The organism is Haloplanus sp. GCM10025708, from assembly GCF_042663985.1.
Taxonomy (GTDB): Archaea; Halobacteriota; Halobacteria; order Halobacteriales; family Haloferacaceae; genus Salinirarus; species Salinirarus marinus.
Genome location: NZ_JBHSZA010000011.1, coordinates 1,842,113 through 1,862,263, shown reverse-complemented (window position 1 = coordinate 1,862,263; position 20,151 = coordinate 1,842,113). Strand labels below are relative to the sequence as shown.

Sequence of the window (20,151 nt, the reverse complement as noted above, 5' to 3'; positions counted from 1 at the left end):
ATGGACGAGACAGTCACCGCCGTCGCGGACGCCCTCCGCGAGGCGGACGTCGCCGCCGCCTTCACCGGCGCGGGCGTCAGCACCGCCTCCGGCGTCCCGCCGTTTCGCGGCGAGGACGGCGTCTGGGAGACCGAGTTCGACCCCGCCGACTTCCAGTACGGCCGGTTCCGCCGCGACCCGGCCGGGTTCTGGGACGACCGACTCGACCTCCACGAGACGCTGTTCGCCGCGGACCCCGAGCCGAACGCGGCCCACGAGGCGCTGGCCGACCTCGAAGCGGCGGGCTACCTCGACGGCGTCGCCACGCAGAACACCGACGGCCTCCACGCCGCGGCGGGGAGCGAGCACGTCCTCGAACTCCACGGCACCAGTCGGCGAGTGGCCTGCGAGGACTGTGGCCGCCGGGGCGACGCCGCGCCCGTCCGCGACCGCGTCCGCGACGGGGAGGTGCCGCCGCGGTGTGACTGCGGCGGTCTCCTCAAACCCGACGTCGTGTTGTTCGGCGAGCGCCTGCCGACGGCGACGTTCGACGAAGCGCGGACGCTCGCCCGCGAGAGCGACGTCTTCCTCGCCGCCGGGTCGTCGCTCGTCGTCGAGCCCGCGGCGTCGCTGCCCAAGACCGCCGCCGCCGACGGACGACTCGTCATCGTCAACCTCGAACCGACGCCTCACTCGGAGCGCGCCGACGCCGACGTCCGCGCCGACGTGACCGACTTCCTCCCCGCCGTTGCCGGCGAACTGGACGCCTGACCCAACCACTTATCCTCCCTCCGAACGCCGGAAGGACCATGCCACAGGGCGCACTCCTTCACGACCTCGAATCGGCTGCCCCGCCGGATCTCGCGGCGCGGCTCGAATCGCTCGGGTACGACTCCGTCTGGACGGGCGAACTCTGGGGGACGGACGCCTTCGTCCGACTGACGAACGTCGCCCACGCCGTCGACGACGTCGACCTCGGTACGGCCATCGTCAACGTCTTCTCCCGGTCGCCGGCGGTGCTCGCTGGAGCGGCCGCCGAACTCGACGACGTGGCCGGCGGGGAGGTCCGCCTCGGCATCGGCGCGTCGACGCCGAAGGCCGTCGAGGACCTCCACGGCGTGGCGTACGACCGGCCGGTGCGTCGCATCCACGAGACGGGCGAACTCGTGAAAGCCTACACCGCCGGCGAGGGGCGCGTCGACTACGACGGCGAACTCTTCTCCGTGCAGGACTTCCCGACGCTCGACGCGGACGTGCCCGTCTACACCGCCGCCCTCGGCCCGGCGGCCCGGCGCGCGACCGGGCGCGTCGCGGACGGCTGGCTCCCGCACAACATCCCGTTCGAAGGGCTGGAAGACGCCTTCGAGACGGTGGCCGAGACGGCCGAGAGCGCGGGTCGCGACCCCGATTCGATCACCGTCGCGCCGTACGTCCCGGCCGCGGTGAGCGACGACCCCGAGGAGGCACACGCCGCCGTCCGCGGCCATCTCGCGTACTACGTCGGCAGCGGCGAGGGCTACCGGCAGGCGGTGGCGTCGGCGTTCCCCGACGAGGCCGACGCGATCGCCGACGCGTGGCACGAGGGGAACCGCGGCGACGCCCGCGCCGCCGTCACCGACGAGATGGTCGAAGCGCTGGGCGTCTCGGGGACGCCGGCGATGGCCCGCGACCGCCTCGACGAGGTCGCCGCTCTCGACGCGGTGGACGAACCCCTCGTCGTCGTCCCGGCCGCGGCCGACGACGAACTCGCCGAGCGAACGTACGAGGAACTCGCTCCGGAGGGCAGGTAGATGGGTGGCGACCGCACCGGGGCCGACCTGTTCGTGGAGGCGCTCGAAGCCTACGGCGTCGACCACGTCTTCGGCAACCCCGGCACGACGGAACTACCGATCGTAGACGCCCTCGACGAGCGCGGTCTGGAGTACGTCCTCGCCCTCCACGAGGACATCGCCGTGGGGATGGCCAGCGGCTACGCGAGCACGCGCCGCTACCGGACTCACCGCGGCGACGACGTCTGCCCGCTCGGCGTCGTCAACCTCCACATCACGCCGGGCGTCGCTCACGGTCTCGGCAACCTCTACGGTGCCGCCGCCGCCGGCACGCCCCTCCTCGTCACCGCCGGCAGCCACAGCACCGACTTCCGCCACGAGGAACCCGTCCTCTCGGGCGACCTGGAGGCCATGACCGACCAGTACACCAAGTGGAGCGCGGAAGTGCTGGACGTGGCCGCCCTGCCGACGATGCTCCGGCGGGCGGTCCGCACCGCGCTGACGCCGCCGACCGGCCCCGTCTTTCTCGGCCTGCCGCTGGACGTGACGATGGCCGAGACGGACGCCGCGGTGGAACGGCTGGGCGAGATTCCGAGCGCCGGCCGGGGCGACGCCGCGGCCATCGACCGGGCCGCCGACCTCCTCGCCGACGCCGACGACCCCGTCTTCGTCCTCGGCGACGGCGTGGCCCGGGCCGACGCCGTCGACGAGGCCGTCGCCCTCGCGGAGGCGGCGGGCGCGCGCGTCCACGGCGAGATCCTCGCCGCGGAGGTGTCGTTCCCGACCGACCACGACCAGTGGGTGTCTTTCGTCCCGCCGGACGAGGACGCCGCGCGCGAGGCGATGGACGCCGACACGCTCCTGTTCGCCGGCTGTTCGACCAACACGACGGTCACGCGCCACGAGAACCCGCTCGTGTCGAGCGAGACGACCTGTATCCACCTCGGCGACGACGCGTGGGAACTCGGGAAGAACCACCCGGCGGACGCCACCCTCCTCGGCGATCCGAAACAGGTCGCGTCGGAACTCGCAGAGCGGGTCGAACAGCGCGTCGACGCCGCCGAGCGCGCCCGGCGACTCGAACGCGTCGCCGAGGCGAAAGCCGAGATCCGGGGCCGGCTCTCGGCAGGCGACACGGCCGACGGCGACGCCGACGACCGCCGCGCGACAAAAGCCGAACTGGTGGACGCGCTCCACGAGGCCGTCCCCGACGCCTACCTCGTCGACGAGGGCGTCACCTCGAAGTACGTGATGCTCGCCCGCTGGCCGTTCGAGGCGGCGAGCCTGATCTCGAACAAGGGTGCCGGCCTGGGGTACGGCCTACCGGCGGCGGTCGGCGCGGCCATCGCCGAGGACGAGAGCGACCGACCCGTCGTCGGATTCGTCGGCGACGGCTCGTATCTCTACTACCCCCACGCGCTCTACTCGGCCGCCCGCTACGACGTCGACCTCACGGTGGTCGTCTCCGACAACCGGAACTACCGCATCCTGAAGGACAACACGCTGGACCTGCTCGGCGGCGAGGAGAGCGACCACGCGTTCGTCGGCATGGACTTCGACCCGCCGGTGGACATCCCGGCGAACGCCGAGAGCCACGGCGTCCGCGGCGAGCGAATCGAGGACGCCGACGACATCAGCGACGCCGTCGCCGCCGCCGTTTCCCGGTCCGGCCCGGACGTGCTGGACGTGTTGGTCCGGGACCAGGGCCGTTCGAAGGCGTCGTCGAGTCGCCCGGCGGCGAGGGCGGCGACGGCTCGGATCCGCGTCTTCTGGAGGTTCACGTCGCTGTAGTGAACGCCGAGTTCGCGCAGCGTCGCCTCGCTCCCCTCGAAGGCGTACGTGTGGCGGGCGAGCCGCCCCTCCGGACACCGGGTGGTGACGACGACGGGCGTGCCCGCCTCGCGGACCGATTCGAGCGCCGGCAGGATGGTCGGCGGGACGTGGCCCGCCCCCGTCGCCGCGAGACAGAGCGCCTCGGCGTCGCGTGCGGGGTCGAGATGCGCGGCCGGCACGTCCGCCGTCGCCGTCGCGGCCACCACGTCGTTCGTCAGGTTCTCCCGCTCCGGGTCGAGCGTCGGATCGGGGTTCTCGGGGCGTCGCCGCCACGTCACGCGGTCCTCGTCGACGAACGCGAGCGGCCCGAACTCGGGCGACCGGAAGGTGTCGACGGCCATCGAGTGCGTCTTGGTCGCCTCGCGGGCGGCGTGGACCCGGTCGGCGAAGACGACGAACGCCCCCGCGACGTCGGGATCGGAGGCGGCCACGCGGACGCTCGCGAGGAGATTCGCCGGGCCGTCGGCACCCGCGAGCGAGGGGTTGCGCATCGCGCCCGTGAAGACGACGGGCGTCTCGCCCCCGTAACAGAGGTCCGCGAAGTAGGCCGTCTCCTCCAGGACGTCCGTCCCCTGCGTGACGACGACGCCCTCCACGTCGGGGTCGGCGTCGAGTTCGCGGAGCGTCTCGACCAGGCCGTACATCCGATCGACGGTGAAGTGGGGGCTCGGGACGGTGGCGAACTCGCGGGTGCCGACGTCGGCGACGTCCCGGAGGCCCGGGACGGCCGCGACGAGGTCAGCGCCGGTCAGTTCCGGTTCGGCGTCGCCGCCCGCGTCCTCGGTCGACGCGATCGTCCCGCCCGTCGAAACCACGACGACAGTCATGGCTTCGTTGCCACGCCGCCGCGACAAAAGCGATGTGGTCGATCAGGCGTCGTCGACGCCGCGGATTCGCTTCCCCTCCAGCGTCTCGGGGAACATCTTCCCCGGGTTCAGCGTGTCGCGCGGGTCGAGCGCTCGCTTGATGGCGCGCATCACCTCCACCGTCGCCTCGCCGTGTTCCGCGACGAGGAACTCGCGTTTGCCGAGGCCGATGCCGTGTTCGCCCGTCGCCGTCCCGCCGAGTTCGAGCGCGCGGTCGACGATCCTGGCGTACACTTCCTCGCCGGCGGCGACGTGGTCGGGGTCGTCGGGGTCGACGAGGACGACGTAGTGGAAGTTGCCGTCGCCGGCGTGGCCGAAACACGGGATCGTGAGGTCGTACTCCGCCGCGAGGTCGCGCGCGTAGCGGATGATCTCGGGGTACTTGCTGATGGGGACGGTCACGTCGCCGGGATGGAGGGTTCGAGGTCGTCGTCCCACTCGCGAGAGGCGTACGCGACGTCCTTGCGCGCCTGCCAGAGGCGGTCCATCTCCGACTCCGTCGCGGCCATCTCGAACTGCGAGACGTCGTGGGCCTCGAAGATGGTCCGGCAGAACTCCACCTCCTCCTCGATGCCGTGGTCGGCGTGGAACTCGAGAAACACCATCGGCGCGTCCGGCAGGTCGAGTCCCGCGTAGGCGTTGGCCATCGTCGCCGTCGTCTCGTCCAGCAGTTCGATGGTGGCGACGTCGACGCCGGAGGTGATGGCGTCAGAAATCGCGCTCGTCGCGTCGTCGATGGTCGGGAAGATGGCCCGCCCGGCGCGTTTCTGCTCGGGGATGCCCGCGAGCTTCAGCGTCGCCTCGGTGACGACGGCCAGCGTTCCTCGCTGCCCACGACGAGGTCTTTGAGGTTGTATCCGCTGGAGGACTTGGCGGCTTTCGTCCCGGCGGTGATGACGCGCCCGTCGGCGAGGACGGCCTCCAGTCGGAGTACCCAGTCCGAGACTTCGCCGTATTTGACCGTCTTCATGCCGGAGGCGTCGGTGGCGATCATCCCGCCGATGGTCGAGATATCACCCGACGAGGGGAGCGGCGGGAAAAAGAGGCCGTGGCGTCCCACCGCCTCGTCGACGTCAGATCCGATGACGCCCGGTTCGACGTCTACCTGCAGGTCGTCCGGGCGGACCTCGACGATCCCGTCCATCCGGGTCATGTCGAGGCTGATCCCGCCGTGAGTCGGGGCCGCGCTCCCTTCGAGGCCGCTCCCGGCGGCGTAGGGCGTTACCGGGACGCCCCGTTCGTTCGCGGCCGCGAGGACCGCTGCTACGTCCGACGTCGAGGCCGGCCAGACGACGGCGTCCGGGAGGGTTTCGAGATCCGGGGGCGTCCCCCAGTCCGTCGCACGCCCCTCCCGGTAGGAGGCGTCCGTCGAAACCGACCCGTCGAGGTCGAGATCGTCGAGAAACGCGCAATCGTAGCCCATGCCCTACTGGGAGGTCCGGCGCGCCATAAATCCGTTCCGGCGCGGCGGGGCTTTCGAGGCGGTCACAGTACTTTCACCCAGTTTCGACGCTGTCTCGCCGGGACCGCCCGGCTTTTTTACCGTTCGGACCCTGTTATCACGCAATGAGCGACGCGACGGCAGGGACGGCCACCGACGCCGGGGCGTTCGACTTCGACCACGTCCCCGAGACGGACCAGTCCTTCGAGAACGCGCTGGCGAAGGCGCGGGACGGGATTCGACTCACCGTCGCCGACGGCGTCGAACTGCTGACGACGGGGACGGACGCCCCGGGCATCGACCCCGTGCGGAAAGAGCGGGTGCTGGAGGCGGCCGACCGGCGGCGCGCGGAGGTGGTCGGCGACGACGTCACCTTCGTCGCCAACCTCAACAACAACGTCACGACGGCCTGCAACACCGGCTGTCTGTTCTGTAACTTCAAAGACACCGCCCACGAGTTCGAGGCCGCACACGACGGCGACCACGGCGGCTTCACCAAGACGCCCGACGAATCGCGGGACGTCGTCGACGACGCGCTCGACCTCGGGATCTACGAGGTGTGTTCGGTCAGCGGGCTCCACCCGGCGCTGGCGCTGAACGACGACCACCGCGAACTGCTCGACGGCGTCGAGAACGCGGCCAGCGAGGTCGACTACAAGCCGGCGTCCGTCTACGAGAAAGACCCCGGGACGTACGTCGAGCAGATCCGGGCCATGTCCGTCGACGGCGTCCACGTCCACTCGGTGACGCCCGAGGAGGCGTTCCACGCGAAACGCGGGACCGACTGGGACTACGAGGACGTCTACCGGACGCTCCGCGCGGCGGGACTGGACAGCGCGCCCGGCACCGCGGCCGAGATCCTCGTCGACGAGGTGCGCGACGTCATCTGCCCCGGCAAGATCGGCACCGACGAGTGGCTCGCCGCGATGGAGGGAGCCGTCGACGCCGGCCTGCCCGTCACGGCGACGATCATGTACGGCCACGTCGAAAACGAGATGCACCGGGTCATGCATCTGCAGCGCGTCCGCGACCTGCAGGACCGGACCGGCGGCATCACGGAGTTCGTTCCCCTGTCGTTCGTCCACCAGCAGACGCCGCTGTACGACCGCGGCCTCGTCTCCGGCGGTGCGAGCGACGCCGAGGACGAACTGATGATCGCGGTCTCGCGGCTCTTTCTCGACAACGTCGAGAACGTCCAGACGTCGTGGGTGAAGTTCGGCGACGAGAAATCGCTGAAGACCCTCAACTGCGGCGCGAACGACTTCATGGGGACCATCCTCTCCGAGGAGATCACCCGGCGCGCCGGCGGCGAGTACGGCGAGTTCCGCACTTTCGAGGAGTACGTCGACATGGTGACGGCCATCGGCCGCCGGCCGGTCGAGCGCTCGACCGACTACTCCACGTTCCGTCCCCTCGACGCCGGCGACGCTCCGTACGGCCCCGGCCTCGGTCCCCGGGCCGACGGCACGCCCATGTTCGAGAATCCACGCTCATGATGGGGACGACCCACGCCGCCGTCGGCTTGGTGCTCGCTCTCCCCGTCCTCGTCCTCGCGCCGGAACTCGCGCCGGCCGCCGCGCTCGGTGCCGTCGCCGGCGGCATCTTCCCCGACTTCGATCTGCTGGTGGGCTATCACCGCAAGACGCTCCACTTCCCGCATTACTACTGGGTCGTCGCGGTGCCGGCACTGCTCCTCGCCGCCGTCGTTCCCCGTCCGCTCACGGCCGCGGCCGCCCTCTTTCTCGTTGCCGCGGCGGTCCACTCGGGGACGGACTGGTTCGGCGCGGGCGTCGAGCCCCGTCCGTGGGAACGAACGTCGCCCGAGGCGGTGTTCGTCCACACCCGCGGGGAGTGGCTCCGCCCCCGATACTGGGTCCGTTACGACGGCGCGCCCGAGGATCTCGCGCTCACCGCCGTCCTCTCCGCGCCGGGCCTGTTCGCGTTCGGCCGCCTGGTCCGCCGGGTGACCGTCGCGATGCTCCTCGTCGCCCTCGCGTACACGCTCGTCAGAAAGCGACTGCCGGCGCTCGAAGAGAAGTTCATCTAATCGGCTACGCGGACGGCCGCCGTCGCCGCCGCGCCACCTCGCGGTAACGCCGGCCGGCCTCGTCGTCCGCGCCGAGAGCGGCCCGGATCTTCGGGGCGAGCCACTCGCCGTCGGCGGGAGCGGCGGAGAGGGTCGTCGGTCGGTAGTCAGCGGGGAGATAGCGGCCGTACGTCGGCAGTCGTTCGTAGAGGGGACGCCCGCCTCGTCGGCGACGGCCCGGAGTTCGTCGAGCGCGGGCCACGCGTAGTCGGGGTTGACGTAGTCGTCGGTGACGGGCGAGACGCCGCCCAGGTCGTCGACGCCACAATCGAGGAGGTCCCGCGTCGGCGAGAGGTTCGGCGGCACCTGCACCGACACCGCCTCGGGGAGACAGGCGCGCGCCATCGAGACGACGCGGCGCATCGTCTCGACGCTCGGTTGCTCGAACTCCGACCGCTCGTTCGGGACGACGTTCTGGACGATGACCTCCTGTACGTGGCCGTAGCGTTCGTGGAGGGCGCGGATGGCCAGCAGGCTCTCGGCCCGGTCGCGCCACTCCTCGCCGATGCCGACGAGGATGCCGGTCGTGAACGGGACGCCGGCTTCGCCGGCGGCGCGGATGGTCTCGAGGCGGTCGGCGGGGGTCTTCCGTCGCGATCCGGCGTGGGCGCGCACGTCCGCCGTCGTCTCCAGCATGACGCCCATACTCGCGTTCACCTCGGCCAGTCGCTCCATCGACGCCGGCGAGAGGTCGCCGGGGTTGCTGTGGGGCAGGAGGCCCTCGTCGAGCGCCATCTCGCAGGCGTCGTAGAGGTAGTCGCGGATGGAGTCGTAGCCCCAGTCGTCGAGCTGGGCGTGGACCTGGGTGTAGCGGTCGTCCGGGTCGTCGCCGAGGGTGAACAGCGCCTCCGTACAGCCGGCGTCCGCGCCCGTGCGAAGCGTCTCGCGCACCGACTCGGGCGGCATGAGCCTCGCCTCGCCCGGCGCGTCGTAGAAGGTACAGTAGGTACAGGTGTACCGACACGCCGTCGTCAGCGGGAGGAAGACGTTCCGCGAGAAGGTGAGTTTCGATGCGGCCGCGACGTCGTCGGGGCCGACCGAGAGCAGGCGTTCGATGTCGCTCTCGCGGACGTCGACTCCGGCGTCGGCCAGCGGATCCATACTCCCGCGTCGTCGCCCTGGGGCCAAAAAGGTGGCACTCGCGGCGTGGGTCGCCCCACGGTCGCACTCCGACGCGCCTCACGACTCGCGTCGCACTCCGACGCGTCCCTCCCCGACGTCGAGGACGAACCCGGCGTCGACGAGCCACTCTCGCGCCTCGCCCGCGCCGTGGAGGAGTACCTCCACGAGGTCCGACGGGTCGTCGACGTCCGTCGAGAGGCGCATCGAGTCCACTTCGGTCACGTCGGCACCGACACGGCGGGCGGCCGCGAGGTGGTCGAGATAGGACGCGCCGTGGAAGTCGACGCGGAAGTCGGGGTGGCGGACGACGAGGGCGTTCGTCCCGCCGCCGCGCCCCGGCGCGAGGACGACGTCGGCGTCGGCGTCGGCGTCGGCGAGGCGTGACACGGCCGCCGGCGTCGCCAGCGCGAGGTCGGCGGCGAGAAGACCGAGCGGCGTCGACGCGTCGAGGGCGGCGTTGACCGCCGCCGAGAGCGGCCGGTCGTCGACGGTCACCGGGGCGGCGGCCGAGTCGAGGGGGCCGTCGAGAGAATCGAGGCGTCGTGGCCGGCCGCGCGGATGGCCGAGACGACGTCCCGCCGCATGGCCGCGGCGAACGCCGCTCGGTCGTCGTCGTCGAGGACGTCCGCGAGACGCGTCTTCGGCCGATCGGCCGCGTACGGGACGAGAAACCGCATACGGGGAGCGTCAGCCGAGGCGGTCGTAAGTCTGCCGTTGCGACCGCCAGTAGAGGAAGCCGCCGACGATCAGGCCGACGACGACCAGGCCGGCGACGGCGTAGATGATCGTCTGGCGGGTCTGTCTGGACTGTTGGGCGGCGTTGGCCTTGTCGACGGCCCTGTTGGCGAGGCTGATCGCCACGTCGAAACTCCCGTCGTTGTAGGCGGCGACGGCGTCGTCGAAGTCGGTCTGGGCCTCCTGTGGGTTCGCCCCGGACGCTTCGGCGTCGTCGATGGCCGCCTGCGCCTCGTCGATGGCGTTTCGGGCCTGGTCGCTCCGCTCCGTGAAGTGGTGGGTGGTCCACGTGCCGAGCGTGTTGCTCGCGCCACCCTCCTGGGTCTGGGTGAGTTCCATCAGCAGGAACTCCTGGGGCGGGTCGTAGCTGAACTGCTGGACGCGCGGGACCGTGCCGGTGATCCGCACGCGAACTTCGCTGGTGCCGGTGTCGGCCGAGACGGGCGCGCCGGAGAACTGCTGGCCCGTGAACTCGCGCTGGTTCACCTTCGATCCGGTCTGATCGTAGTAGACGACGGTCCACGAGACGTTCGTCAGTTCCGTCGTTCCTTCGAGTTGCCACGATTCGAGCGTGGGGTTCTGGTACAGTTCGTCGAGCGTGATCGTCGCAGTCACTTGCGTTCCGACCTGTGCTTCCTGGGGGACGTCTTCGTTCGCGATGGACGCGGCCGTGACGGGGGCCGCCGCGACCAGCAAGACGAGAAGTCCCGCGAGCGCGACTCAGAAAAGCGACTCGAGTTCGTCTTCGTCATCCTCGACTAAGTTCCTGAGATTGTCTTCGCTCTCTTCGCGTATCTCTTCGATGTTGTCCTGTGCTTCGATGGCGACCTGCTGGAGCTCCTTGATGCGGGGGACGTTCGTCACGCCCGACAGCAGGATGGCACACGCGACGCGGTTGCTGCTCTGGAGCGGGTAGTCACCGCCGCGGACCTCCATGCTACCGGTCTGCTCCTCGAGCCACTTCCGCCCGCGTTCGATGCCTTTCCGGTTGAGGTAGGCCTTCGGTCCGGCCATCACGAGCAGGGCGCGCTCGGCACCGTCGATCTCACACGGGAGCGTCAGTCGGCCGAGCGCGGCCTTTCGCACCAGACTCGTGATCCGGTTGGTCGTGTTCGCCGAGTCGAGCTGGTCCTCGAGGTCGTCGTTACCACCGGTGAGTTTCGAGAGGAGTCCGCTCGACTTGGGCTGTTTCTCGACCATCTCGGAGGCGTAGCCGACGGTGGAGACGCCGCCGCCCGAGAGGGTGTTGATGATCTCGCTGGAGTCGACGACGGACTCCGCGACTTCCTGCCCCTGCCGAATCTCGCCGGCACCGAAGAGGACGCCGAACCGCCGAACGATCTCTTCGTTTATCTCGTCGTAGCCGCTCTGGACGGATTCGCCGGTCTTGCGCCAGGCGTCGTTGTCGAACACCAGGAGGTTGTCCACCTCGCGGACCATCGTCTGGAACGACCGCGCGGCGTTGAGCGTGTAGATGCCGCCCTCGTCGCTCCCCGGGAGGACGCCGAGCGCGTAGACGGGTTCGGTGTAGATGCGCTTGAGATGTTTGGCCAGCACCGGCGATCCACCGCTGCCGGTCCCGCCGCCGAGACCCGCGACGATGAGGAACGCGTCGACTTCGTGGACCGGGATACCGTCGATAGCGCCCTGAACCTCGTCGATGTCCTCCTCGGCGATCTCCGCGCCGAGTTCGTTGTCGGCACCGACGCCGTGGCCTTTCACCCGCGACTGGCCGATGAGCACGCGGTTCTCGTTCGGAATGTGTTCGAGACCCATCAGGTCGGCCTTGGCCGTGTTGATGGCGACGGCCGCGCGGACGATCTCGCTCCCCGTCTGCTCGTCGTACTCGAGGAATTTGTCGACGATCTTTCCGCCGGCCTGTCCGAAGCCGATCATCGCTAATTTCATGGTTTCTGTCCCCTCGTCATTGGGTAAAACCAACTACTAAAACAGACATAAGCCTTGTGATGGAATCTCCGCAGAAAGGGCGTTTCGGGGGCCGAAATCGGCAGATAGCGGCGAGGCTTAATCACTCGTTACGGTGACTGACGAGCGTCCGACGGGCGTCGTGCATCGCTCACTTCGTGTGCATCGCTCACTTCGTGTGCATCGCTCACCCCGTTGTGCATCGCTCACTCCTGCAGATACTCGTCGAGGGTCTTCAACTCGGATTCGCTCACCCCGAACGCCTCACAGTCGTTGTGCTCCGTGGTGTTGTCGAACCGGAGCGACCGGTACTGGTCGGGCCCCATCGGCGCGCCGGGCACCGCACCGAGGATCGACAGCCCGATTTTGGCCACCGGCATCGGCACGGGCAACACGTTCACGGAGCGGCCTTCGGCCTCGTGGATGGCGCGGGCGACGTCCGCGAGCGAGAGTTCCTCCGGACCGCCGATTTCGTAGACGCCGCCGTCGTAGGCGTCGTCCTCGACGGCGTCGGCCAGCATCGGCACCAGGTCGCCCACCCAGATGGGCTGGAAACGCGTCTTCCCACCGCCCGGAAGCGGCGTCACGTACGGCGGCGCGAGTTTCTTCGTGAAGGCGACGAACTCCCCGCTGTCACCGAAGACGACGGAGGGCCGGACGATGACGTACCGGAGGTCCGACGCCCGGACGACCTCCTCGGCGCGGCCCTTCGCCCGGATGTACGCCGTCGGCCCCTCCGGGTCGGCACCGAGCGCGCTCATCTGGACGAGTTTCTCGACGCCCGCCGCCTCCGCCGCCTCGACGACGTTCTCGGTGCCCTGTCGGTGGACGACGTCGTGCATCTCGTCCCCGCCGCTGGGTCGAAAGAGCGGGGAGAGGGCGACGAGGTTGACGACGACGTCCTGGCCCTCGAACGCGCCTTCGATGGAGTCGTAGGCGGTGACGTCGCCGACAGCGGTGTCGACGCCCTCGGGCAGGTCGGCGACGTCCGGTGACCGCGAGAGCGCCGTCACGCTGTGTCCGCGCTCGTTCAGTTCACGACACAGGTGACTGCCGACGAATCCACTCCCGCCGGTGACGAGAACCTCCATACTCGGAAGCAGGCCGCGTGTCGTTGTAAAGCTACGGCACGACAGCGGTACGCCGTGGCGCAAACCAACGCTTAAGCGTCGGCCTCGACACCACCCGGTATGCTCGTCACCCTCGAAGGACTCGACGGGAGCGGGAAGACCTCGATATGGGAGGTGCTCCACGAATCCTACCCCGACGCGGTGTTCACCAAGGAGCCGACGGAGTCGTGGTACGGCGAGGCGGTGCTTCGCTCGGTCGACGACGACGACGCCGACCCGCTCGCGGAGCTGTTTCTCTACACCGCGGATCACGCGGACCACCTCTCGCGAGTCGTCCGCCCGGCGCTCGACGAGGGGGCGCTCGTGATCTCCGACCGCTACTCGGACTCCCGATTCGCCTACCAGGCGGCGACGCTTTCGGCGACGGACGTCGATCGTCCCCTGGAGTACGTCCGCGAAATCCACGCCGCGTTCTCGCGGACGCCCGACGCGACGATTTACTTCGACGTCGACCCCGAGACGGCCGTCGACCGGAGCGGCGCGACCAACAAGTTCGAACAACTCGACTACCTCCGGGAGGTCCGGTCGAACTACGAACGCCTCATCGCGGCCGAACCGGACCGGTTTCACCGCGTCGACGCGACGCAGCCGCTGGCGGACGTCGTCGACGACGTGCTGGCGCTGGTGGAGCGGCTGACCACCAGGACCGAGCGTCGGGCAGGTCGTACTCCTCGGGCGTGGGCATGTAGAGTACGTCGATAGTGACGCCCAGCGCCAGCGGGACGCCGACCAGGGTGGCGAGCAACGCCGTCGCGGAGACGTCGAGGCCGCTCCCGACGCCCAACACGCCCGTGAACACCTGTGTGGTAACGACGAGCGACACCGGAACGAGGAAGGCGACGAAGACGGCGGTTCCGGCGCGCGTCTTCAGCTGGATGCGGAACAAGCGCGTCAGGACGGCCGCGATGGCGGTGTGTACGGCGAACACCACGCCCACGAGGGCGAAATCGAGGACCGAAGCCATAGCCGCCGTACGTCGGCCAGCCGCTTTGCACTGTCGGTGTGGCGAGCGGTCGGGCGTCGCCGACGGCGCTAGTCGTCCATCGCGACGTAGGTGCGCGTATCGAGGACGCCGGCCAGGCTCTGTATCCCGCTGGCGGCGACGTGGAGGACGTCGTACACCTCGGGGGCGTCCACTTCGGCGATGATGTCGTAGTCGCCGGCGACGACGTGGGCCTCCGTCACGTCTTCGATGCCGTCGACGTCGGAGAGGAGGGTCTCCGACTCCCCGGCCCCCGTTTTCACCATGATGAACGCGTGAACCATGCGTCGTGGTACACGATGACATGGCAAAAGCCTTCCTCCCGGGGATCGAGTCGGAAGACGATGATTCGAGGACGATTCGGCGTCTCCGACGTCGCCCAACAGATCGTCGGCGGCTTCCTCCTCTCGGCACCGTTCGTCGTGACCGAGGAGGTCTGGCTGCTGGCGGCGTCGATGAACTGGATTCGGACGGCGATCACCGTCTTCATCGTCTTCGCGATCGGCTACGGGACGCTGTACCGGGCCGACGCGGACCGCGACCCCGACGCGGAGGCGGAGGTCGGCGGCATTCCCCTTCGGTTCGTCTCGCTCGTCGTCATCTCGTACGCCTCGGTGACCACGCTCGCGTTCGTCTTCGCGGCCCCGGGGACGTTCGGCGCGACGCCCGCGACCACGGCCAAGGCCATTAGCATCGGGTCGATGTTCAGCGTTATCGGCGCGGCGACGGCCGACAGCGTCTTCTGACCGACGCAAAGTTATTCACCTCCGGAACTGTACTGACAATCATGCGGTTTGTTATCATCGGTGCCGGGAGGGTCGGACTCCGTACCGCCCGGGTCCTCCGCGAGGAAGACCACGACGTCACCCTCGTCGAACGCGACCGGGACCGCGTCGCTCGCGCCCGGGCCGACGGCTTCGACGTCGTCGAGGGCGACGGCTCACACGAGCACGTCCTCGAAGCGGCCGACGTCGCCACCGCCGACGCCCTCGGCGCGCTGACGAGCGACCTCAACGCCAACTTCGCGGCGTGTATGATCGGCAAACACCACGGCTGCCGGACGATCCTGCGGATCGACGAGGACTACCGCGAGGAGATCTATCGCAAGTACGCCGCCGAGGTCGACGAAATCGTCTATCCGGAGCGACTCGGGGCCATCGTCGCCAAGAACGCCCTGCTGGGCGGATCGATTCAGGCCATCGCGGACGTCGCTCAGAACCTCCAGGTGTTGCTCATCACCGTCACCGAGGCGTCGCCGATGCGCGGCTACTCGATCGAGGAGGTCGAACTTCCGGCTCAGACGCGCCTGCTCGCGTTCGGGAAGGCCGACGAGCCGATGCGCGTTCCGCTCCCCGACGATTCGCTCGAAGAAGGCGACCGCGTGGCCGTCCTCGCCGACTACGAAGTGCTGGACGACGTCCGGCAGCTGCTCGTCGGCGAGCGCGTCCCCGCCACCGCGGGTGGTGAGTGAGATGGTCGTCGCCTACATCATGGTGAAAGCCAACACGGGGGAAGCGGACCGCCTGAAGGGAGACATCTCGGCCATCGATGGTGTGACGCGGGCCCACATCGTCGCCGGCGACTTCGACCTCGTCGCCCGCGTCGAGGCCGACACCACCGCCGAGATCAAGGACATCGTCGCGACGAATCTCCAGTCCATCGCGGGCGTCGAGGACACTCAGACGTACATCGCGATGGACAGAAGCCGGCCGTCTCTTCGGCTCGCGAGAGGATGCCCGCCACGGGGTCGGTGTAGTCGTACCCCGGAATGACGCCCTGGACGTACGTCCCCTCGACGTAGTCGACGAGGGCGGCGGCGTCGTCGACGGCGCGTCGTTCGTTCACGTCCTCGAACGCCGCCTCGACGATTACGTCGTCCCCCTCGCGTTCCACGTCGGGGGTGACGTCGCGTTCGCGCCGCATCACGCCGTCGACGTCTTCGAGGCGCAGGGCGAACGTCTCGTACCAGCCGTCCTCGACGACGGGCGCGACGTCGCCCTCGACGACGGCACCGAGCGTCGGGACGCGAACCGTCACCGCGAACCGGTGGCGGCCCCCTCGGCGGGCGAAATTTCGACTCGTCCATCGAACGGCGTCGTCACCAGCTCGTAGCAGTCGTCGGCGATGCGTTCGAACGACTCGTGGTCGGCGAACGCGCGTCGAACGCGACCGTGAACCTCCGTCATCGTGCGGACAGAGGCGGTCACGCCGGAAAAACCCCGCGTCGTCGCGCGGCCGCATGGAATTCTGCCGAGTGCGGCAAGCTTAAGTCCGTGCCGCGGTTGCGTTTACTCGACGCTTCGTCTGGAGGGCCGAAGCGTCAGCGGGGACCAATTCAGGGCGGCAAGCGGTCGTGTGGCTTTTTCCCACACGACTCGCTTTTCGCTTTCGTGTGACTCGAACCGCGTAGTCGGCGGCGTCTCGAACCCTCGCGTCGGCACTCTGTGCTACTGCCCAGAGCGATCTCCGTAGTCGTTGCGACTCCTCGCTGGCGTCCGGAGAAACATGCGAGGGAGAGGATTCGAACCACGGTCGCTCCGTCCGGTCGCTCCCTGATTCGAATCCCCTCGTGACACTTTCACGGCTCTCCCGTTCGGTCGAGCCGGAAAATGCGAGGGAGGGGATTCGAACTCCCGGAACGTCGCTACGCTCGTTTCAACGTTCGAATCCCTCCGTCCGCGTCGTCTTCTCGCTGACGCTCGAAGAACGAATGCGAGGGAGGGGATTCGAACCCCCGAACTCCTACGAGAGCGGGTCTTAAGCCCGCCGCCTTTGGCCTGGCTCAGCCACCCTCGCGCAGTTCGGCGTACCCGGTACGCCCGCAAGTGGTTTTCGGTACTATCGTCCGATCGTCACCGATTCGAGGACGACGTCCGATTTCGGCTGGTCGTTCGCGTCCGTCGGTACCGATCCGATCTCCTCGACGACGTCCATGCCGTCGGTGACCTCACCGAAGACGGCGTGACGGCCGTCGAGGTGGGGCTGGGCCGCGAGCGTGACGAAAAACTGCGAGCCGTTGGTGTCCGGTCCGCTGTTCGCCATCGAGAGGACGCCCGGGCCGTCGTGGGTGAGTTCGTCGTGGAACTCGTCGTCGAAGGTGTAGCCCGGCCCGCCGCGGCCGGTGCCCGTCGGGTCCCCGCCCTGGATCATGAACCCCTCGATCACGCGGTGGAAAGGGACGTCGTCGTAGAGCGGTTCGCCCTGCTTTTGCTCGCCCGTCTCCGGATCCGTCCACTCCTTCTCGCCGGTGGCGAGGCCGACGAAGTTCTCCACCGTCCGCGGGGCGCGCTCCTCGAACAGTTCGACCGTGATGTCGCCGTGGTTCGTGTGTAGCGTCGCCGTCGGATTGCTCATACGCCCATCTCAGGCGGCCCCGCCATAAAGCCCGTGTGCTTCAGGCCCCGGTCGTCGCGGATCGGCCTTCGGTCGTCGTGGACCGATCTCCCGGCGTCGCGGTGGCGCCGTCATCCGGTTCCGGCGGCGGATCGTAGTCGCCGGCGACGAGGAACTCGACCATGTAGGCGAGAAACGCCTCGTTGTCGGCGACGTTGTACCGACCGGACGACATGAACGTCTTGTCGCCGACGAGGAGGGCGTTCCCCTTGGTCGCGGCGACGGGGAAGCGCCCGCTCACGTCGCTCTGGGGCGACTTCTGCGTGTTCGCGGTCGTTTCGAGGAGCGTCGTGCCGCGGTGGACGGTGACGGCGGCCGCCGTGTACATCGCCGTCCGGTCGACGCCGTCGAGGTCGCCCCGTCCCGTCGACTCCGCGACGACGTGTTTGTAGTTGCCGTCCGCAGTCTCCTGATTGTAGAGATACCGCGTGTCGATGCTCATCCCGTATTCGGAGGCGAGCGACGTCAGTTGACTCTCCTGTGTCGAGATCGACGTCCCCAGGAGCCCCGAACTCACGGCGACGCGGGTCGGTTCGCCAACCATCACGAGACGGCCGCCGCGGCCGGTGAACGTTCGCACGTCGTCGACGTCGCCCGGCGCGAACTCGGACGAGGGGTCGACGACGAGGAAGGCGTCCGCGTCCCGGAGGTTGGCCGCGAGGTCACCGCCCGTGTAGAACTCGACGGTGTAGCCGACGCGAACGAGCGCGTCCACCAGCGGTTCGATGTCGGACCGCGAGAAGCGGTTGTTGTGCGCGTCGTCGATGAGAACCGTCCCCGTCCCGTCCGCGGCGCTCGCATCCGGCGAAATCGTCCCCGTCGCCGGTATCTGCTCGGGGACGACGTTCGACGGGGCGTACTCGGTCGTATCCGGGATCGGAGACGGCTCGGTGTCGGGTTCGACCGTCGCGCCGGCACCGGCGATCGCGAGGACGACGACCGCCGTCACGACGAGGACGGCAACGCGCTTTGCGAGATCAGCGCGTCGCATTGGTCACCTCCCCGTCGGCGGTCGTCTCGTTGACGGGGTCGCCGATCGTCTCACCGTCCGCCTCGTCGAGATACGACGCCGGAAGCATCAGGAAGACGGGCGTCGACGCTTCGTCGTCCAGGAAGTACGACGCGTCGACCATCCGCTTTTCGGGCACCGTCGAAGCGACGTAGTTCGACCGGGCGACGAACCGGATCTCGCTCGAAGGCGTCATCCGCCGGACCTCGTAGTCGGAGAGGTTCTCCAGCTCCGCCGCCTTCTGGACGGCCGCCTGCGTCCCGCCGACGTCGTCGACGAGGCCGTTCTGGACGGCCTGGGTGCCGCTGTAGATGCGGCCCTGGGCGAGTTCCGTTCGCGTGAGTTCGAGTTTCGACCCACGCTGCTCGAAGACGGCGTTGTAGAAGGCGTTCCCGAGCGATTCGAGGAGGTAGTGGAACTCCCGCCCGTCACCGCCCGAGAGCTTGTTCGGCCCCGTCGTCGCGATGAGGCCGTTCGGCTCCACGTCCACCGGCACGTTGGCGAGGACGCCGACGCTCCCCACGATGGACGCCGGTTTCGCGTAGATGTAGTCGCTCGGCACGACGGTGTAGTACGCTCCGGACGCGGCGGAGGCGTCCACCGCCGTCACGACGGTCATCTCGTTGGCCGTCCGTTTCATCTGGAGATACTGCTCCTCGCTCGCGGCGGCCGCCCCACCCCCGCTGTTGGTGACGACGACCACCGCCTCGACGTCGGGGTCCTGTCTCGCACGCGACATCATCGACGTGAACGAGGACGCGCTCCCCCGTCGATGCTGCCCGCGAGGGGCACGACGGCGACGGTGCCGTCCGACTCCGCGGCGTCCCACGCGACCGGTGCCAGGGCGGCCCCCACGACCACCCCGATGACGACGAACAGGACGTACGATTTCGCCACTCGTCGAAGGAGGGCTTTGATAGATGTTAACATCGAATGTCCCGTCTGACACTCGTCGTTACGCTACTAAAAACGTCGGATTGTGCGGATCGAGACGGACGAGCGCGGGCGTCAGGAGAGCGGCGAGAGTTGCCAGAGGAGCTGCACCCCGCGGAGGGCACCCGTCTTGGCGTAGTAGCCGCCGCGAATCGCCCCCAGTTTGGCGTAGTAGCCGCTCTTTCGCGCCATCCCGGTCGTGTAGTGGCTCGCCGACTCCGGAATGGGCTGTCGGCGGCCGCGCATGGCGGTCGATCCGTCGCGGATGGCCCTGAGGACGGTCGCCCCGTCGAGGTCGGCCCGCGACACGTCCGGGATCTCCAGTTCGGTGTACGCCCGGCCGACGTACGGCACTTCGTGGGCGTCGCTGGCGGCGATGCCGGGGTAGCCGTTGGCCGTCGCGAACCGCCGGGCCCGACGGTTGCGATAGCCGGTGAACAGCCACGCGTTGAACACCTCGATGGCGTCGCAGTCGGTGAGGTTGCGCTTGCGGACGCCGTGTCGACTCCGCTGGAACGGGTGCGGGACGACGGCCACGCCGCCGTGGTCGCGAATCCACGCCACCGTCTCCTCGAACGGCGCGTGCAACGGGGCATCGCCTCCACCCCGATCGCGAGGAGGTGGCCGACGGCCGTCGTCACTTCCACGCCCGGAATGCCGACGAGTCCGTACTCCGGTGCCAGTTCGGCCGCCCGGAGCGACTCCCGGATGACGTCGTGATCCGTGACGACGACGCCGTCTAACCCGATGTCGGCCGCCTGTTCCAGAATCAACTCCACCGGGTCCTCGCCGTCGTGGGACGCCTCGCTGTGAACGTGCGGGTCGATCCGGATCGTCGTCGATACCACGACTCGCCTTCGTGCCCAGCCACCGAAAGCTTCACGGCCGGAAACGTGGGCGCGGGGCTCGATCGTCCACGTCGGCTCCGATCGTCTCCCGTGCCCCGT

The 20,151-nt window shown here is 69.0% G+C and carries 16 protein-coding genes, 1 tRNA gene and 7 pseudogenes; 9 read left to right on the top strand and 15 right to left on the bottom strand.

Annotation, left to right across the window (positions count from 1 at the left end):
- The 3 genes from ACFQJD_RS13555 to ACFQJD_RS13545 are packed head-to-tail and all read left to right on the top strand — an operon-like array spanning position 1 to position 3,539.
- The gene (locus ACFQJD_RS13555; RefSeq protein ID WP_379798909.1) at positions 1-750 is read left to right on the top strand and encodes a Sir2 family NAD-dependent protein deacetylase; all 750 of its coding nucleotides are present in this window, start codon (positions 1-3) and stop codon (positions 748-750) included.
- A gap of 38 nt (positions 751-788) precedes the next feature.
- Positions 789-1,769, top strand: coding sequence for an LLM class flavin-dependent oxidoreductase (locus ACFQJD_RS13550; protein ID WP_379798907.1), 981 nt, complete (start codon positions 789-791; stop codon positions 1,767-1,769).
- The gene (locus ACFQJD_RS13545; protein ID WP_379798905.1) at positions 1,770-3,539 is read left to right on the top strand and encodes a thiamine pyrophosphate-binding protein; all 1,770 of its coding nucleotides are present in this window, start codon (positions 1,770-1,772) and stop codon (positions 3,537-3,539) included.
- On the opposite strand, the pseudogene ACFQJD_RS13540 reads toward ACFQJD_RS13545, so the two are convergent.
- Positions 3,536-4,408, bottom strand: a pseudogene (locus ACFQJD_RS13540) (asparaginase); the annotation flags it as partial. The gene ACFQJD_RS13545 and the pseudogene ACFQJD_RS13540 sit on opposite strands and share 4 nt — an antisense overlap.
- Before the next feature lie 42 nt (positions 4,409-4,450).
- Positions 4,451-5,870 (bottom strand): annotated as a pseudogene (locus tag ACFQJD_RS13535) (FAD-binding oxidoreductase).
- A gap of 143 nt (positions 5,871-6,013) precedes the next feature.
- On the opposite strand from ACFQJD_RS13535, the gene cofH reads away from it, so the two are divergent.
- Positions 6,014-7,384 (top strand): 7,8-didemethyl-8-hydroxy-5-deazariboflavin synthase subunit CofH, encoded by a 1,371-nt coding sequence (gene cofH, locus ACFQJD_RS13530; protein ID WP_379798903.1) that lies wholly within the window; start codon positions 6,014-6,016, stop codon positions 7,382-7,384.
- On the top strand, positions 7,381-7,935 hold the full coding sequence (locus ACFQJD_RS13525; RefSeq protein WP_379798901.1) for a metal-dependent hydrolase: 555 nt from the start codon (positions 7,381-7,383) through the stop codon (positions 7,933-7,935). Before cofH ends, ACFQJD_RS13525 begins: the two co-directional genes overlap by 4 nt.
- Before the next feature lie 4 nt (positions 7,936-7,939).
- Here ACFQJD_RS13525 and cofG read toward each other — a convergent pair.
- From cofG to ACFQJD_RS13500, 5 genes and pseudogenes are all read right to left on the bottom strand, one after another.
- Positions 7,940-9,075: pseudogene (gene cofG / locus ACFQJD_RS13520) on the bottom strand (7,8-didemethyl-8-hydroxy-5-deazariboflavin synthase subunit CofG).
- A 78-nt stretch (positions 9,076-9,153) separates the two neighbouring features.
- Positions 9,154-9,773, bottom strand: a pseudogene (gene cofC / locus ACFQJD_RS13515) (2-phospho-L-lactate guanylyltransferase).
- Between the two features lie 10 nt (positions 9,774-9,783).
- Entirely contained in the window at positions 9,784-10,527 is a 744-nt protein-coding gene (locus ACFQJD_RS13510) for a hypothetical protein (protein ID WP_379798899.1), read from the bottom strand.
- Positions 10,528-10,551: 24 nt separating this feature from the next.
- Positions 10,552-11,739: a tubulin/FtsZ family protein gene (locus ACFQJD_RS13505; protein WP_379798897.1), complete on the bottom strand. Its 1,188-nt coding sequence runs from the start codon at positions 11,737-11,739 to the stop codon at positions 10,552-10,554.
- 224 nt (positions 11,740-11,963) lie between these two features.
- Complete coding sequence (locus ACFQJD_RS13500) at positions 11,964-12,848, bottom strand: complex I NDUFA9 subunit family protein (RefSeq protein WP_379798895.1); 885 nt, start codon at positions 12,846-12,848, stop codon at positions 11,964-11,966.
- A 99-nt stretch (positions 12,849-12,947) separates the two neighbouring features.
- Here ACFQJD_RS13500 and tmk point away from each other — a divergent pair, with 99 nt between their 5' ends.
- On the top strand, positions 12,948-13,589 hold the full coding sequence (tmk, locus tag ACFQJD_RS13495) for a dTMP kinase (RefSeq protein ID WP_379798893.1): 642 nt from the start codon (positions 12,948-12,950) through the stop codon (positions 13,587-13,589).
- Between the two features lie 330 nt (positions 13,590-13,919).
- Here tmk and ACFQJD_RS13490 read toward each other — a convergent pair whose 3' ends face one another.
- Positions 13,920-14,153, bottom strand: coding sequence for an Lrp/AsnC ligand binding domain-containing protein (locus ACFQJD_RS13490; protein ID WP_379798891.1), 234 nt, complete (start codon positions 14,151-14,153; stop codon positions 13,920-13,922).
- Between the two features lie 60 nt (positions 14,154-14,213).
- Between ACFQJD_RS13490 and ACFQJD_RS13485 the strand changes: the two genes are divergently transcribed.
- From ACFQJD_RS13485 to ACFQJD_RS13475, 3 genes and pseudogenes are all read left to right on the top strand, one after another.
- Positions 14,214-14,615, top strand: coding sequence for a DUF2391 family protein (locus ACFQJD_RS13485; RefSeq protein WP_379798889.1), 402 nt, complete (start codon positions 14,214-14,216; stop codon positions 14,613-14,615).
- 41 nt (positions 14,616-14,656) lie between these two features.
- Positions 14,657-15,340, top strand: a complete 684-nt coding sequence (locus ACFQJD_RS13480; RefSeq protein WP_379798887.1) for a potassium channel family protein — start codon at positions 14,657-14,659, stop codon at positions 15,338-15,340.
- A gap of 1 nt (position 15,341) precedes the next feature.
- A pseudogene (locus ACFQJD_RS13475) lies at positions 15,342-15,569 on the top strand (Lrp/AsnC family transcriptional regulator); the annotation flags it as partial.
- 4 nt (positions 15,570-15,573) lie between these two features.
- Here the strand turns inward: ACFQJD_RS13475 and ACFQJD_RS13470 are convergent.
- The 7 genes and pseudogenes from ACFQJD_RS13470 to ACFQJD_RS13440 form a co-directional block, all read right to left on the bottom strand.
- Positions 15,574-16,055 (bottom strand): annotated as a pseudogene (locus ACFQJD_RS13470) (DUF5813 family protein); the annotation flags it as partial.
- A 525-nt stretch (positions 16,056-16,580) separates the two neighbouring features.
- A tRNA-Leu gene (locus ACFQJD_RS13465) sits at positions 16,581-16,665 on the bottom strand.
- Positions 16,666-16,707: 42 nt separating this feature from the next.
- A complete protein-coding gene (locus ACFQJD_RS13460) occupies positions 16,708-17,223 on the bottom strand; it encodes a peptidylprolyl isomerase (RefSeq protein ID WP_379798886.1) in 516 nt (171 codons plus the stop codon).
- Positions 17,224-17,263: 40 nt separating this feature from the next.
- The gene (locus ACFQJD_RS13455) at positions 17,264-18,253 is read right to left on the bottom strand and encodes a DUF4350 domain-containing protein (RefSeq protein WP_379798884.1); all 990 of its coding nucleotides are present in this window, start codon (positions 18,251-18,253) and stop codon (positions 17,264-17,266) included.
- Positions 18,240-19,013 carry a S49 family peptidase gene (locus ACFQJD_RS13450; protein WP_379798882.1) on the bottom strand — a complete coding sequence of 258 codons (774 nt, stop codon included), beginning with the start codon at positions 19,011-19,013 and terminating at the stop codon, positions 18,240-18,242. The genes ACFQJD_RS13455 and ACFQJD_RS13450 overlap by 14 nt, the downstream gene beginning before the upstream one ends.
- Positions 19,010-19,168: a hypothetical protein gene (locus tag ACFQJD_RS13445; RefSeq protein WP_379798880.1), complete on the bottom strand. Its 159-nt coding sequence runs from the start codon at positions 19,166-19,168 to the stop codon at positions 19,010-19,012. Before ACFQJD_RS13445 ends, ACFQJD_RS13450 begins: the two co-directional genes overlap by 4 nt.
- A gap of 111 nt (positions 19,169-19,279) precedes the next feature.
- Positions 19,280-20,052: pseudogene (locus ACFQJD_RS13440) on the bottom strand (CehA/McbA family metallohydrolase).
- Positions 20,053-20,151 lie beyond the last annotated feature (99 nt).